Origin of the sequence: Amycolatopsis kentuckyensis (assembly GCF_002155975.1) — a bacterium.
Lineage (GTDB): Bacteria > Actinomycetota > Actinomycetes > Mycobacteriales > Pseudonocardiaceae > Amycolatopsis > Amycolatopsis kentuckyensis.
This window is the reverse complement of sequence record NZ_MUMI01000648.1, coordinates 1-14226: the sequence shown is the minus strand read 5'-3', so window position 1 is coordinate 14226 and position 14226 is coordinate 1. Positions and strand designations below refer to the sequence as shown.

Sequence of the window (14226 nt, the reverse complement as noted above, 5' to 3'; positions counted from 1 at the left end):
TGAACAACGCGTTGTTCAGCGCGGTCGGGTCCTTGATGTACTTGAGGACCACCGTCGAGTACGCCGGTTTCCGGCCCCAGTAGGCGGGGTTCGCCTTCAGCACCACGGAGTCGCCGCGCTTGCGGGCCGCCACGACGTACGGCCCGGTGCCGACCGGCTTGGCCGCCAGGTCGGCGACGCCGGTCGGGCTGAACATCGCGCCGAGCCGGCTGGTGAGGCTGAACAGCCAGCCGTTCGACGGCTTCGACAGCACGACCCGCGCGTGGTCCGGCGCGACGACGTCGACGTGGTCGACGACGTCCATGGTCGCCTTGATCGAGATCGTCCAGTCGGTCTTCACGCGCATGAGCGAGAACTTGACGTCCTCGGCGGTGAACGGCGCGCCGTTGCTGAACTTCACGCCGTCGCGGAGCTTGAAGTCGTAGGTCTTCCGGTCCGGGCTGATCGTCCACGACCGCGCGAGCAGCGGCACGACCTTGCCCTGCGCGTCGAGCTTCACCAGGCCTTCGTAGACGTTGTAGAGCAAGGCCTGCGGGATGGCGGCGCCGTCGGTGCGGGTGAAGTCGAAGTTCGCCGGTTCCGCCGTGAAGCCGACGGAAAGCGTGCCCGGACCAGCGGAAACACTGGCCGACGAGCCGGCCGAGCAGCCGGACACCACGAGCAGCAGCGCCGCTGCCACCAGGGGAATCCGGGCTTTCATTCGGCCTCCAGGTAAGTACACTGGTCTGACCAGTAGCCTGCACCGAGCGGACGACGAGGTCAAGGGATGCGGTTCGAACCGGTGGCTCCGGTCCGCGCGTACGAGCGGGTCGTCGAGCAGATCGAGCAGGCCGTGGTGAGCGGCGCGCTCAAGCCGGGGGAACGCCTGCCGAGCGAGCGCGAGCTGATGACGCAGTTCGGCGTCGGCCGCTCGACGATCCGCGAAGCCCTGCGCGTGCTGCAGGCGGCCGAGATGATCCGCTCGCGGCCCGGGGATCCGCGCGGCCCGGAGGTGCTGGCTGCCTCGCCCGTCGCGCTGCACCGCTCGATGCACCGGCTCGCGCGCGCCGACCACGTCGGGCTCGCCGAACTGCTCCAGTTCCGGATGATCCTCGACGGCTCGGCGCACCTGCTCGCGGCCGAGCTCCGCACCGAAGCCGACCTGACCGGCCTCGACGCGGCCCTGGAGTCGATGCGCGAAGGCGTCTCCCGCGGGTACGCCGAGTTCAGCCGCGCCGACGTCGCTTTCCACGAGGTGATCGCCCGGATCTCCCGCAACCCGCTGCTGGTGGTCAGCGAAGAGGTCGTCCGCGGGGTCGTGCTGGAACTGATCGAGGACAAGCTCGAGCACGCCAGCAACCGGACGTCGCTGATGCGCGCCTGGCTCGCCCACCACGCCGAGGTGCTCGACGCGATCCGCGCGGCCGACGGCGCCGGCGCGGCACAGCTCGCCAAACAGGCGTTGTACGACAACTACGCCGAATACGTCCCCGCCGCGCAACGGCCACTGCTCACGCCGTTGCTGCGGCCTTAAACTCGGCCGCGTGGACTCGGCGAAACGGGACGGCGTCGGCCTCGCGCTCTCGGGCGGCGGCTACCGCGCAATGCTCTTCCACGCCGGCGCTCTCTGGCGGCTCAACGAGCTCGGCTGGCTGCCCAAGCTGACGACCGTCTCCAGCGTCTCCGGCGGCTCGATCGCGGCGGGGGTGCTGGCGCACGCGTGGATCAGGCTGTGGTTCGGCGCGGACGGTGTCGCGGAGAACTTCGAAAAGGAGGTCGTGCAGCCAATCCGGAAGCTGGCCCGCACGAACCTCGACGTTCCGGTGACGCTCAAGGCGATGGTCATGCCGTGGCGCAGCGCGGGCGAAGAACTCGCGCGCCGCTACGCGCGGCACCTGTTCGGGGACTGCCGCCTCGCGGACCTCGACCCGGCCGGGCCGAACTTCGTGTTCACCGCGACCAGCCTGCAGGACGGCTCGCTGTGGTGGTTCTTCCGGCAGCCGGGGCCGCACGGGCAGGTCCCGCTGGCCACCGCGGTCGCCGCGTCCTCGGCGTTCCCGCCGATGCTCTCGCCGGTGGTGATCCCGGATCCGGCGAAGCCGGACCGCAAGATCGTGCTGAGCGACGCGGGCGTCTACGACAACCTCGGCCTCGACCCGATCGAAAACCAGCGGGCGACCGTCCTGGTCAGCGACGCCGGCAAGAAGATGAAGCACGAAGCCAAGCCCGCGCACAACTGGCCGATGCAGCTGCTGCGCGTGCTGACCGTGATGGACAACCAGGTCCGCGAGCTGCGCACCGGCTCGCTGCTGAAGTCCTATGAGGACAAGACGTTCGCCGGGACGTACTGGGCGACCTACAGCGACATCGAAAACTTCGAACTGCCCGACGCCCTGCCGGCCCCGGCGGAGCAGACCCGGCGGCTCGCCGAGACGAAGACCCGGCTGACCAGGATGTCCGAGAAGGTGCAGGACAACCTGATCAACTGGGGTTACGCCGTCTGCGACGCGGGCATGCGCCGCTGGGTCTGCCCGGGCACCGCGCTGAAGCCGGAGTTCCCGTACCCCGGCTCCGGCGTCGGCTGAGCGGATCAAGCCACGAGGTTGGCGTACACGATGACGTTGTCCTTGTAGCTGTGCTCGGCGTGGTCGAACGCGCCACCGCAGGTGATCAGGCGCAGCTGCGGCTTGTCGCTGTTGCCGTAGACGGCGTCGCGCGGGAACGTGTCCTTCGGGACCTGTTCCACGCGGTCGACGACGAACTTCAGCTTCTTGCCGTCACTGCGGTCGACGTCGACCTCGTCACCCGGGGCGAGCTCCTTGAGCTTGAAGAAGATCCCGGGCTTCTTGTCGCCGTCGACGTGGCCGAGCAGGACCGCCGGACCGGTCTCACCGGGCACCGGCGACATCTTGTACCAGGCCGCCTGCATCGGCGTGTGCACCGACGGGACGGAGATCCCGCCGTCGGCCTTCGGCAGCACCGAAACCAGCGATGACTGCGCGCCGATCTTCGGGATGTTCAGCTGCGTCGGGCGCAGGCCGGCGAACGGCTTGGTCACCGGCGGCGGAGCCGGCGCGGACGACGACGGGGCCGCGGCCTGCGGGTCGGAAGGCCCGCAGCCGGTCAGGGCGAAGGACAGCGCCAGGGCGGCCGCGAGGACGCGGCCGCCGCGGCGGAACTGCGTGGTCATGCGGTCAGGACCGGGCCGTCGCGCCGCCGCCGGTCTCGACACCGCCGGCCTTCGGGGTGACCTTGACCTGGCCGCCGACGGTGGCCGAGCCGCCGCCGTGGCCGACCGGGCGGGTGACCGGCTTGCCCTCGCAGACCCAGGAGACCTGGGTGTCGTCGGTCAGGTGCTTGCCCTCGTTGAGCTGGATGTCGAAGCCCCAGTAGCGGCCGTCCGCGCCGTCCTGGAACGGGCCGGCGGCCACGGTGAAGTCGTTGGCCTTGACGTTGCGCGGCTCGCCCGCCTTGCAGGCGATGACCAGGATGCCGACGCCGCCGTCGAACTCCCACGCGTACGCGACGTCGTCGATGTAGTCGTCACCGTGCGGGAACGGGTCGGTCGGCTCGGTGGTCGGCGTGGTGGGCCTGGTCGGCTTGCCCGAGGTCGGCGTGCCGGTGCCGGTCGAGGTCGGCTGCGAAGTCGGCTGCGACGTCGTCGGCTGCTGCGAGGTGGGCTCCGAGGACGAGGTGCTCGTCGGCGCCGGCGTCGTCGTGGGCGCCCCGGTGCTGGGCGTGGGCGCGGCTTCGGTCGTCGAGGCGACCGGAGCCTCCTGCGCGAGCGCGACCGGCGAAACGGTGAGCGTGAGCAGGGCCCCCGCGAGCACAGCGCCCGCGAGACGGCCCAGGGTCTTCTTCAAGGTGACTCCCAGGGAAGGAAACGCGCAATGACCCCCACTACGCGAGCCGCCCGGTGCTGCGAAGCACAAGATCGGGCGACTCGGACATCCTGCCCCATTACTGGTATGTACCGGAAATCAATTCGACGTGAAGAAGACCACTGCGGAAACCGGTAACGTTCGGCGCCAGCGAAATCCACATCGGACAGTGACGTCGGCAGCGCTTTCAGCCCGCGAGCTTCGCGTAGACGACGATGTTGTCCCGGTAGCTGTGCTCAGCGTGATCGAATGCGCCACCGCACGTGATCAGCCGGAGTTCCGGTTCGTCGCTGTTGCCGTAGACGGCGTCGCGCGGAAACGTTTCCTTCGGGACCTGGGTGACGCGGTCGACGACGAACTTCAGCTTCTTGCCGTCGCTGCGGTCGACGTCGACCTCGTCGCCCGGCGCGAGGTCCTTGAGCTTGAAGAAGATACCCGGTTTTTTGTCGCCGTCGACGTGGCCGAGCACGATGGCCGGGCCGATGTCACCGGGCACCGGCGAGAGCTTGTACCAGGCCGCCTGCATCGGCGTGTGCACCGACGGGACGGAGATCGAACCATCGGGTTTCACGGCCACGGCCAGCAGGCTGGACTCCGCGCCGATCTTCGGGATCTTCACCGAGGTCGGACGCAGCCCTTTGAACGGCACGGTCACCGGTACCGAAGCCGGAACCGGAGCGGGTGGCGCGGCTTTCGGCGGCTCGGCGGTGCCGCACCCGGCCAGGGCCAGCACCAGGCCGAGCGCGACGCCCGCCCGGCGGACCGTCACCGGGCTGTGCCGCCGAAGCCGGTGTCGACCCCGCCCTTGGGCGCGACCTTGACCTGGGCCTTCGGTGCGGCGTTGCCGGCGGGCGCGGAGCTGCTCGCGGTGGTGATCGACGCGGTGCTCGACGCCGGGGCGCTCGTGGTGGTGCTGGTGCTGGTGGAGGTGCTGGTGCTGGTGGAGGTCGGCGGCTGCTCCTGCTCGAACTCGACGGTGCCGTTGCCCTCGACGCCGCCGCAGGTCCAGCTGAACTTCGCGGTCGTGGTGCCCGCCGGGGCGTCGACCACGCGCACCGAGTAGTTCCAGTAGCGGCCGTCGGCCTCGTCCTGGTCGGGGCCACCGGTCACGCTCAGGTACTGGGTCGCCACGGCACTCGGCTTCCCCGCCGCGCACGCGATGACCAGAACGCCCTCGCCGCCGAGACCGATGAAGCCGTGGCCGACGTTGTCCTGGTAGTCGTCCTTCACCGGTGCGGCCGGTTCCGGCGCCGAGGACGTGGCCTTCGGGCTGGTCGTGGTGACCTCGGTCGTCGCCGGAGCCGAGGTGGTCCCGGTGGTCGTGACCGGCGAGGACGGCGTGGTGGTTTCCGCCGTGGTCGAAGCCGTGGTGGTCGGGGTCTCCGAAGTGGACGTTGTGGTTTCCGTGGGTGACGTGCTGGTTTCCGTCTGTGCCAACGCGGCGGGCGTGGCGGCGAAGGTGGCGAGCGCACCTGCGAAAACGACCCCGGTGACCCGGCTCAGCGTTCTGCCCACGATGCACTCCCAACGCGTCGACCTGCGATGCCGCGACTATCGACGATTCGGCGGTGCGCGTTACTCCGGGAGGGCGTACGTGAGGTCGTCCCACAGGTCTTCCGGGTCCTCCAAGCCGACGCTGAACCGGACGAGCCCCGGCGGGACCCGCTCTTCGCCCGCCAGCCACGCCCGCCGCTCGACCAGGCTCTCTACGCCGCCGAGGCTGGTCGCCGACCGGATCAGCCGGACCGACGCGCAGAAGCGGTCCGCCGTCTCGGCGTCGGCGAGGTCGAAGGCGACCATCATCCCGAAGCCCGGGTAGCGCACCCGCCGCACCGCGGGGTGCCCGGCGAGCCGCTCCGCCAGGAGCGCGGCGGTGCGGGACTGCTCGGCGAGCCGGACGGGCATGGTCCGCAGCCCCCTGAGGGCGAGCCAGGCTTCGAGGGCGCCCGGCGTCGACCCGACCCGCGTCCGCGCGCCCTTCAGCTCCTCCGCGACGGCCGGGTCCTTGGCCACGGTGATGCCCAGCAGCAGGTCGCTGTGCCCGCCGATGAGCTTGGTCGCGCTGTGCACGACGACGTCCGCGCCCAGTTCGAGCGGCCGCTGCTGCAACGGCGTCGCGAAGGTGTTGTCGACGACGACCCGGCCGCGCGCGGCGGCGGCGATCGGCTCGATGGCCATCACGTCGAGGGTCGGGTTGGTCGGCGACTCCAGCCAGACCAGGTCGGACGCCGCGGCCTCGGCGACCCAGGCGTCGATGTCCAGCGGGTCCAGCTCGGTGACGGCGAGCTTGCCGAGCTTCTGCGCGTGGGCCAGCACCCCGCGCGTCACCGCGTAGCTGAACGTCGGGACGGCGACACGCGACCCGACCGGCAGCAGGTCCAGCACCGCGGACAGCGTCGCGACGCCGGAGGCGAACGCCGTCGCGTGGCCGCCTTCCAGCGCCCCGACGGCTTCCTCGAGCGCGTGCCAGGTCGGCGTCCCGTCACCGCGCGCGTACACGAAGTCGCCACCGGCCTGGTAGGTGCTGGTGGCGACGAGCGGGGTGTTCAGCGGCTCGCCGGGGCCCTGCGGCCGGCCGGCGGCGATGGCCTTGGTGCGAGGCGTCCAGTCGTCCATGCGCCTCACGATAAGGGGAGGCCGGGGCACCCACGCGTCCGCGAGTGCCCCGGCCGGGCCTTTCAGTGCCGGCAACTCAGTGCGCGTACACCTCGAACTCGTACAGCGAGTAGCCGTACTTCGTGCCGCGCTGGACGCCCTGGAGCTTCACGAACCGGGCCGTCGTCGCGGCGAACGAGACGTTGTCCTGACCGCCGTCGCCGTCGGTCACCGCGGCCGCGTCCGTCCAGTGGACCGCGTCCGGCGAGAGCTGGATCTTGTAGCTCTTGCCGTAGGCGGACTCCCAGTCGAGCAGCACCCGCGAGACCTGCTGGACCGAACCGAGGTCGACGGTGATCGCCTGGTCGTCGCTCCAGTCGCTGGCCCAGCGGGTCGAGGCGTTCCCGTCGATCGCGTTCGACGCCGGCGAGTTGTAGAAGCCGGACTCGGCGCTCGTGGCGCTGACCGTCTTCGCCGCCGCCAGGTTGGCGATGTTGTCCCCGCGGTGCGCGGCGTACTCGACGACCTGCTGGAACGTCGGGCGGTTCTGCCAGCTGATCTTGTCCTGCGTGATGCCGCCGAGCGGGTTCTGCACGATCGAGTCGGCGCACCACTGGTCACCGGCCGAGCAGTTCGCGTCACCGGGGTAGACGGTGTTCGCGGCCTGGCCGGCGGCCGTGGTCAGCGAGTCGACGAGCGCCTGGCGGCAGGCGGTGACGTCGCCGCCGCCGCAGAACGTCTGCGCGAGCGGGCCCGCCACCGGCTGGCCGAGCACCTGCCGGATGTCCTTGCTGACGTAGCCCCACCAGCCGAACTGGAACGACGAACCCTTGTGGGGCTGGCCGGTGTGCTGGCCGTTGCCGTTCTGCCAGCCGGACGGGCTTTCGTTGATGCCGAGCACCCCGGTCATCGCGTTGTAGGCGTTGTCGCCCATGCCGGGCTTGAACTCGGCCTGGACCAGCAGCGGCCACCAGGCGTCGAAGATGCGGATCGCGTCGGCGTCCGCGTACGCCTTGCTGCCCGGCGAGGTCTCCGTGCGCAGCTGGCCGCGGGAGAGCCACGCCTTGAGCTTCGCCTCGGCGTCCGCCGCCGCGCCGGTGGTCGGCGTCTTGTCGAGCACCTGCAGCAGCAGCGGCAGCACGCGCTCGGCCCGGAGGTCGGCCAGCGCGGCCTCCGACATCGCCTGGGTCAGGTTGACCCGGGTGACCTTCGTGCCGCTGGTGATCAGCTTCTTCACCCGGGAGTCGAGCAGGTCGGCGCGGTGCACCGCCGACTTGTCGGCGCCGGCCGCGGCGTACCCGTTGGCCTGGGCGTTGTTCCAGCTGACGTAGTAGTCCTGGTTGACCGACTGCGGGTGCTGCGACGCCGGCGTGTAGGTCGCGACGTTGCCGGCCGGGTTCCAGCCGATCCAGTCGTGGCCCTGGTCGCCCCACACCGGCATGTTCGGGTCCACATCGGACTGCCGCGCCGGGTTGGCGCCGGAGTTGAAGTAGGCGATGTCCTTGGAGTCGGCGTAGAACCAGTTGAACGTGAAGTTGATGTCGGCCGCGGCCCGCTGGAAGTCGGCCGCGGACTTGACGTAGGTCGGGTCGTTCAGCTCCTGGAAACCGATCAGCGAATCGACTTCGTGGAAGTAGGACGACCGCAGCGCCGCGTACGCCACCGGCTTGCCGCCGACGGTCGCCCGGCTCTGCACCGGCCCGTACTTCGTCCGGTAGCTGCGCAACGTGTACGACCCGGCCGCGGTGCCGTCGGCCACCGTCGGCTTCCAGGCGTTCTTGACCTCCACGGTGTCCATCGGGACGCACTTGCCCTGGTAGGTGTAGTAGTTCGAGTCCTTCGTCGGCGTGCCGCCGTTCGGGTCGCACAGCTGCAGCGCGTAGGTGTCGATGATGTCCTGCGCCGACGTCGTCGCGCTCCACGAGTAGTCCTGGCCGCGGCCGAGGAGCACGTACAGGCTCAGGCCCGCGAACGCCGCACCGCGCGCGCTGATGCCCGGCCCCTGCAGTTCCTGCAGCATCAGCAGCTGCGGGGCGAAGTAGCCGGTCTGCGGGCCGAACACCGCGACCGGGTGGCCGCTGGCGGTCTTGGCGCCGGAGACGAGCAGCGCGTTGGACATGCCGTGCTTGTCGCTCAGCATGTCGGCCGGCAGCACGCCGTTCTCGAACATCCCGCGGGCGGGCTCCAGCTCGGCGGGCGCGGCGACGTCCACAGTGGACGCCGTGGCGGCGGCGGCCGAACCGGTCTTGTCGAACACCAGCTGCTGCGGCGTCACCGAGTTCTTGTCCGGCAGCGCCCGGCCGGCGGCGTTGGCCGGCGTCTTGCCGTACGGGAAGGTCTGGCCGTCGTGCAGCGTCTTGACGGCTTCGGGGTCGTCCTCCGCACGCAGGCTCTGCCACACCTTCTCGCCCTGCACGACGCCGTACTTCTCCTGCAGCGCGAGCTTCGCGATGGCGTTCTGGACCTCACCGCCGCCGCCCGCGCCGAACTCGGCGCCGACCAGCGAGGCGAGCGCGACCAGGTCGGTCAGCTTGAACGGGTCGATCGAACCGGCGTTGGTGATCGAGTCGACGTGCCCGGTCAGCACGTACTCGCCCGGGAAGTACCGGCCGTTGTAGGAGTCGGAGATGTACTTGTTGATGCCCTCCACGTAGGCCTGCGCGTCGGCGAGGCCCTGCGCGCCGCGTGGGCCGCTGGCGGCCGTGCGGTCGATCTGCTGCTGCAGCTCGGCTTCGGTGTACGGCGCGTTCGCGAAGAACGTCTGCTCGAGTTCGCGGTTGGCTTCGGCACCGCCGGCGAACGAGCTCACCTGGCCGCGGGCGGCGTGCCGCAGCACGTCCATCAGCCACAGCCGGTCCTGCGCGGCCGCGTACCCGGCGCCGAACTCGGTGCCGGCGCGGGTGGTCCCGGTGATGTGCGGGACGCCGAGGGCCTTGTCCCGCACGATCGTGACGTCGGCCCGCGGCTTCGTCGTGCTCGCCACCTGGTCGGCCGGGACGCCGAAGGAGGAGTCGTTGAAGTACTGGTTGATCGCGCCGGTGGTCAGCGTCTTGTAGCCGCCGGCCAGGGAGGCGTACTTCCCGAGCTGGTCGGCCGAGTGCGCCGGGCGGGTGCCGAGCAGCTTGTGCGCCAGGATTTCCGCGAGGGTGGCGCTGCCCTGTTCGCCGGGCGGCAGGATGTCGCTGCACTGCCCCCCGCAGTAGTCGTCGGGCGACACGGCCGCTTGCGCGGCCGGCGCGGTGACGGCGACCTGGGTGAGACCGGCCACGAGGGCCCCCAGTGCCGTAACGGTCAGGGCGCGGATGCGACGTCGCATGCCGGGCTCCCCTCAGTCCAGAAAAGTGACGAAGCGCACGCTACCCAGCAGTAGGCTAAGTGTGAAGACTTTTCGCGTTTTTCCCCTCCTTGGGCGTAGTCCGATCGGCGCAGCGTTCGCCGCATGGGTACGGTGAGGCCCATGACCTTGGAAAAGCCCCTCATCGACCGCCCGGACGGACCTGCCCCGGCCGACCTGGAGATCACCGACCTCACCGTCGGTGACGGCGCGGAGGCCACGCCGGGCAAGACCGTCACCGTGCACTACGTCGGTGTCTCCCACTCGACCGGCGAACAGTTCGACGCGTCCTGGGACCGCGGCGAGCCGCTGCGCTTCGGCCTCGGTGCCGGTCAGGTCATCTCCGGCTGGGACCAGGGTGTCGCGGGGATGAAGATCGGCGGCCGCCGCAAGCTGGTCATCCCGCCGCACCTGGCCTACGGCGACCGCGGCGCGGGCGGCGTGATCAAGCCGGGCGAGACGCTCATCTTCGTGGTCGACCTGGTCGGCGTGAACTAGTTCGGTTCCGGCGAACCGGCCCCGGCTTCCCCGCCGGGGCCGGTTTTTTGCGCCGGGACCACCGCGCGCGTCACCCGGGTGACGCCCGGCCAGGGAATTCCCAGGGCGCGGCAGCGGCCCTAACGTCGGACGTCGACCACCGACTCGACGAAGGGGAAGAATGCGCCTGCGCGCCCTGCTCGCCGCTGTTGTCTTGACCGTCTCCACCGCTCCCGCCGCCGGGGCCGTCGCCCACGGCTCCGACGTCCCGCCGGGCCGGTACGGGTTCGTGGCGAAGCTCGCGATGACGAAGGTCCCGCGTCCGGACGGCTCGACGTACCGCAGCTACTGCACGGGCGCGCTGGTCGCGCCCGCCTGGGTCCTGACGACCGGCCACTGCTTCCACGACGCCCACCGCGATCGGGTCGCGGGCAAGATCCCGTACCCGACCACGGTGACGCTGGGCCTGACCGACGAGGAAACGGAGTCGGGCATCGCCCGCAAGGCGACCGAGGTCCTCCAGGCGAAGGAGAACGACGTCGCCCTGGTCCGCCTCGACTCCCCGGTGACCGCGGTGACGCCCCTGGCGGTGAGCCGCGCGGTCCCGAAGGTCGGCCAGCAGCTGACGCTGGCGGGCTGGGGCAGCCTGACGAGCACGAACCCCCAGCCGGCCACCCGCCTCCAGCAGGGGACGGTGGCGATCGCGAAGGTGGACCCGACGACGCTGGGCGTCCGCGGCGCGGCCCCGGAGATCACGACGAGCGCCTGCACGTACGACTCGGGTGCCCCGTACTTCTCGGGCGACCAGCTGGTCTCACTGGAGGCAACGGGACCGGACTGCCCCCACGCGGGCATCGAAACAACGAGCCGGGCGGACGTCATCGCGGACTGGATAGCCACCCACACGGCGTAACTTCGCCCAGGGCGAACACAGGTGACGAACCCCACCAGGACCCCCACAAGGCCCACCGAAGGCCTACCGGACCACGCTGGAAGGTGACGGGAGGCACCGTGGGGGGTCCGGGGGGCTCGGCCCCCCGGGAGACACAAGGACAACGGGAAAGGCCCCGATCGCGCTAGCGATCGGGGCCTTGAACAGCGTGGGCGAGGAGGGAGTTGAACCCTCACGTCCTTTCGGACACACGGACCTGAACCGTGCGCGTCTGCCATTCCGCCACTCGCCCGAGTGCTTCCTTGCGGCAGCGATGAGAAGACTAGCAGGTCGTTTGAACGGGTTTCACCGGGGGCCGTGTCGAGGCTCGCTCACCCGGATAGGATCGGTGCGGAAGCACACGTGTGAGGAGGTTTTCCCCGGTGGGCCGCGCCGAACGATTCGACAGGCGACTCGAGAACCTGGTGGGGAACACTTTCGCGCGCATGTTCGGTGGCAACGTCGTCACGCAGGAAGTGGCGATCGCCCTGGAGCGGGAGAGCGAGGAGAACGTTCGTGAGCTGGCAGGCGGTCGGCAGCTCGCCCCGAATCACTACATCGTGTCCTTGGGGACAGCTGACCACGAACGCATGGCCGGTGACGAGCAACGCGTCACCCAGGTGCTGGCCAAGGCGGTGGCGGAACACCTCGCCGCCGAAGGCCTGGACACCTATGGTGACGTCGTCGTATCACTCGAGCGCAACGAGGCGCTGCATACTGGACAGTTCAAGACCCGTTCGTCCGTCGATCCCGACGCCCGCCCCTCAGGCGCCGGTACACCACGGTCGGCACGACCCAGCAACGCAGGAGACCCAGCAATGAGCCAGCCCCCCGGCTACGGCCAATACGACCAGGGTGACCCGTACGGCCAGCAGGGCCAGTACGGCTACGGACAGCAGGGTGGCCAGCAGCCCGGGTACGACCAGGGTTACGGCCAGCAGGGTGGATACGACCAGTACGGCGGCCAGCAGCCTCAGGGCGGCGGCTACGACCAGTACGGCCAGCCGCAGCAGGGTGGTGGCTACGACCAGTACGGCCAGCAGCACCAGGCCGGCGGGTACGACCAGGGCTACGCCCAGCCCCAGGGCGGTGGCTACGACCAGGGCGGCTACGCCCAGCCTCAAGGCGGTGGCTACGACCAGGGCGGCTACGCCCAGCCCCAGGGCGGCGGCTACGACCAGTACGGCCAGCCGCAGCAGGGTGGCTACGACCAGTACGGCGGCCAGCAGCAGGGCGGCTACGACCAGTACGGCCAGCAGCAGGCGTACGGCCAGCCGGCCGGCGACCCGTACGGCCAGCAGGGCGGCTACGCCCCGCCCGCGCCGGGCCGCCAGCTCGCGGCGAGCCTGCAGCTGGACGACGGCTCGAACCGGACGTACTCGCTGAAGCAGGGCGGGAACGTCGTCGGCCGCGGCCAGGACGCGGACTTCCGCCTGCCGGACACCGGGGTCTCGCGCCGCCACCTGGAGATCACCTGGGACGGCCAGAGCGCGACGCTCGCCGACATCGGCTCGACCAACGGCACGACCGTGAACGGCACGCCGGTCCAGACCTGGCAGCTCGCCGACGGCGACGTCATCCGGGTGGGTCATTCGTCCCTCGTGTTCCGTACACAGGGCTGACTCGGGACCCGGAATACTGTTCCCGCAGAATTGACGTGCGGGGGGACCGCGGCGTACCCGCGTCGCGGCTGCACGGACGAGTCGGGAGCGGACACACCAAGTGCCAGAGCTGGTCGTACAACTCACCAGGGTGGGCTTCCTCGTGCTGCTCTGGCTCTTCGTGTTCGCTGCGCTCAGAGTCGTCCGGTCGGACCTCTACGCGGCGTCGGGCATGCGCGTCCAGGTGCCGACCTTCGGGCGCAAGAAGGAGAAGAAACCGCGCAACAGCAAGTCCCCGCAGCAGCTGCTCGTCACGCACGGCGCGCTGGCGGGGACGCGCATCGCGCTGGACGGCCGGCCGATCCTGATCGGCCGGGCCGACGACTCCACACTCGTCCTCGACGACGACTACGCGTCGACCCGGCACGCGCGGATCGCGCAGCGCGGTGAGGACTGGTACGTGGAAGATCTGGGCTCGACGAACGGCACCTATCTCGACCGGGCTAAGGTCACTGCACCCCTCCGGGTCCCGCTCGGAGTCCCCATCCGGATCGGCAAGACGGTGATCGAGCTTCGCCCATGACTCTCGTCCTCCGCTACGCAGCCCGCAGCGACCGGGGCCTGGTGCGTTCGAGCAACCAGGACTCCGTGTACGCCGGCCCTCGCCTGCTCGCGCTCGCCGACGGCATGGGTGGGCACGCGGCAGGCGAAGTCGCCAGCAAGGTCGTCATCGCCTCCCTCGCCCCGCTCGACGACGACGAGCCGGGCGACGACCTGCTCGCCCAGCTGCGCGAGGCGGTGGCGAACGGCAACGCCGCGATCGCCGAACTCGTCTCGCAGGACCCCGACCTGGACGGCATGGGCACCACGCTCACCGCCGTCCTGTTCGCCGGCACCCGGCTCGGCCTGGTGCACGTCGGCGACTCGCGGGCCTACCTGCTGCGCGGCGGTCAGTTCGCGCAGATCACGCGCGATGACAGCTTCGTCAACGAACTCCTCGAACAGGGCCGGATCACACCCGAAGAGGCGGCGGTGCACCCGCAGCGGTCGCTGCTGCTGAAGGCGCTCACCGGCCACGAGGTCGAGCCGAGCCTGACCGTGCGCGAAGCCCGCTCCGGCGACCGGTACCTGATCTGCTCGGACGGCCTGTCCGGCATGGTCAGCGACGAGACGCTGGCCGAGGCCGTGCAGATCCCGGACCCGCAGCAGTGCGCGGACCGGATGATCGAGCTGGCGCTCAAGGGCGGCGGCACCGACAACGTCACGGTGATCATCGCCGACGTGGTCGACGTCGACTTCGGCGAGGACGCGCCCATCGTGGGCGGCGCCGCCGGGGACGGCAGCGACGAACGGCACCAGGGCGACTCGCCCGCGGCCCGGGCCAGGGCGCTGACCCAGCCGCCCCCGCCGCCGCGCCCGGAGCTGCCG

General features: G+C 70.6%; 14 protein-coding genes and 1 tRNA gene. 7 read left to right on the top strand and 8 right to left on the bottom strand.

Annotated features, from left to right (window positions below; translation table 11 throughout):
- Positions 1 to 700, bottom strand: a 700-nt coding sequence (locus CCN39_RS44800; protein WP_244211303.1) for an ABC transporter substrate-binding protein, incomplete at its 3' end; no start/stop codon positions are given.
- A gap of 66 nt (positions 701 to 766) precedes the next feature.
- Here CCN39_RS44800 and CCN39_RS44795 point away from each other — a divergent pair.
- Positions 767 to 1513, top strand: a complete 747-nt coding sequence (locus CCN39_RS44795; RefSeq protein WP_086852926.1) for a FadR/GntR family transcriptional regulator — start codon at positions 767 to 769, stop codon at positions 1511 to 1513.
- A 10-nt stretch (positions 1514 to 1523) separates the two neighbouring features.
- Positions 1524 to 2564 (top strand): patatin-like phospholipase family protein, encoded by a 1041-nt coding sequence (locus CCN39_RS44790; RefSeq protein ID WP_086852923.1) that lies wholly within the window; start codon positions 1524 to 1526, stop codon positions 2562 to 2564.
- A gap of 5 nt (positions 2565 to 2569) precedes the next feature.
- On the opposite strand, the gene CCN39_RS44785 is transcribed toward CCN39_RS44790, so the two are convergent.
- The 6 genes from CCN39_RS44785 to CCN39_RS44760 all read right to left on the bottom strand — a co-directional run bounded on the left by CCN39_RS44785 (position 2570) and on the right by CCN39_RS44760 (position 9771).
- Positions 2570 to 3169, bottom strand: a complete 600-nt coding sequence (locus CCN39_RS44785) for a class F sortase (protein WP_086852921.1) — start codon at positions 3167 to 3169, stop codon at positions 2570 to 2572.
- A 4-nt stretch (positions 3170 to 3173) separates the two neighbouring features.
- The gene (locus CCN39_RS50470; protein ID WP_158104610.1) at positions 3174 to 3842 is read right to left on the bottom strand and encodes a hypothetical protein; all 669 of its coding nucleotides are present in this window, start codon (positions 3840 to 3842) and stop codon (positions 3174 to 3176) included.
- A gap of 205 nt (positions 3843 to 4047) precedes the next feature.
- On the bottom strand, positions 4048 to 4629 hold the full coding sequence (locus CCN39_RS44775) for a class F sortase (protein ID WP_086852917.1): 582 nt from the start codon (positions 4627 to 4629) through the stop codon (positions 4048 to 4050).
- Complete coding sequence (locus tag CCN39_RS44770; RefSeq protein WP_244211302.1) at positions 4626 to 5375, bottom strand: hypothetical protein; 750 nt, start codon at positions 5373 to 5375, stop codon at positions 4626 to 4628. The genes CCN39_RS44775 and CCN39_RS44770 overlap by 4 nt, the downstream gene beginning before the upstream one ends.
- Before the next feature lie 60 nt (positions 5376 to 5435).
- On the bottom strand, positions 5436 to 6476 hold the full coding sequence (locus CCN39_RS44765) for a trans-sulfuration enzyme family protein (RefSeq protein WP_086852915.1): 1041 nt from the start codon (positions 6474 to 6476) through the stop codon (positions 5436 to 5438).
- Between the two features lie 76 nt (positions 6477 to 6552).
- The gene (locus CCN39_RS44760; protein WP_208630653.1) at positions 6553 to 9771 is read right to left on the bottom strand and encodes a penicillin acylase family protein; all 3219 of its coding nucleotides are present in this window, start codon (positions 9769 to 9771) and stop codon (positions 6553 to 6555) included.
- A gap of 141 nt (positions 9772 to 9912) precedes the next feature.
- Here CCN39_RS44760 and CCN39_RS44755 point away from each other — a divergent pair, with 141 nt between their 5' ends.
- The gene (locus CCN39_RS44755) at positions 9913 to 10287 is read left to right on the top strand and encodes an FKBP-type peptidyl-prolyl cis-trans isomerase (RefSeq protein ID WP_086852912.1); all 375 of its coding nucleotides are present in this window, start codon (positions 9913 to 9915) and stop codon (positions 10285 to 10287) included.
- Positions 10288 to 10447: 160 nt separating this feature from the next.
- Positions 10448 to 11179, top strand: coding sequence for a S1 family peptidase (locus CCN39_RS44750; protein WP_086852910.1), 732 nt, complete (start codon positions 10448 to 10450; stop codon positions 11177 to 11179).
- A 188-nt stretch (positions 11180 to 11367) separates the two neighbouring features.
- On the opposite strand, the gene CCN39_RS44745 is transcribed toward CCN39_RS44750, so the two are convergent.
- Positions 11368 to 11450, bottom strand: a tRNA-Leu gene (locus CCN39_RS44745).
- Between the two features lie 130 nt (positions 11451 to 11580).
- On the opposite strand from CCN39_RS44745, the gene CCN39_RS44740 reads away from it, so the two are divergent.
- From CCN39_RS44740 to CCN39_RS44730, 3 genes are all read left to right on the top strand, one after another.
- Positions 11581 to 12819: an FHA domain-containing protein gene (locus tag CCN39_RS44740; protein WP_086852908.1), complete on the top strand. Its 1239-nt coding sequence runs from the start codon at positions 11581 to 11583 to the stop codon at positions 12817 to 12819.
- Positions 12820 to 12919: 100 nt separating this feature from the next.
- Positions 12920 to 13381, top strand: a complete 462-nt coding sequence (locus CCN39_RS44735; RefSeq protein ID WP_003079002.1) for an FHA domain-containing protein FhaB/FipA — start codon at positions 12920 to 12922, stop codon at positions 13379 to 13381.
- Positions 13378 to 14226, top strand: an 849-nt coding sequence (locus tag CCN39_RS44730) for a PP2C family protein-serine/threonine phosphatase (protein WP_143264402.1), incomplete at its 3' end; no start/stop codon positions are given. The genes CCN39_RS44735 and CCN39_RS44730, both read left to right, overlap by 4 nt.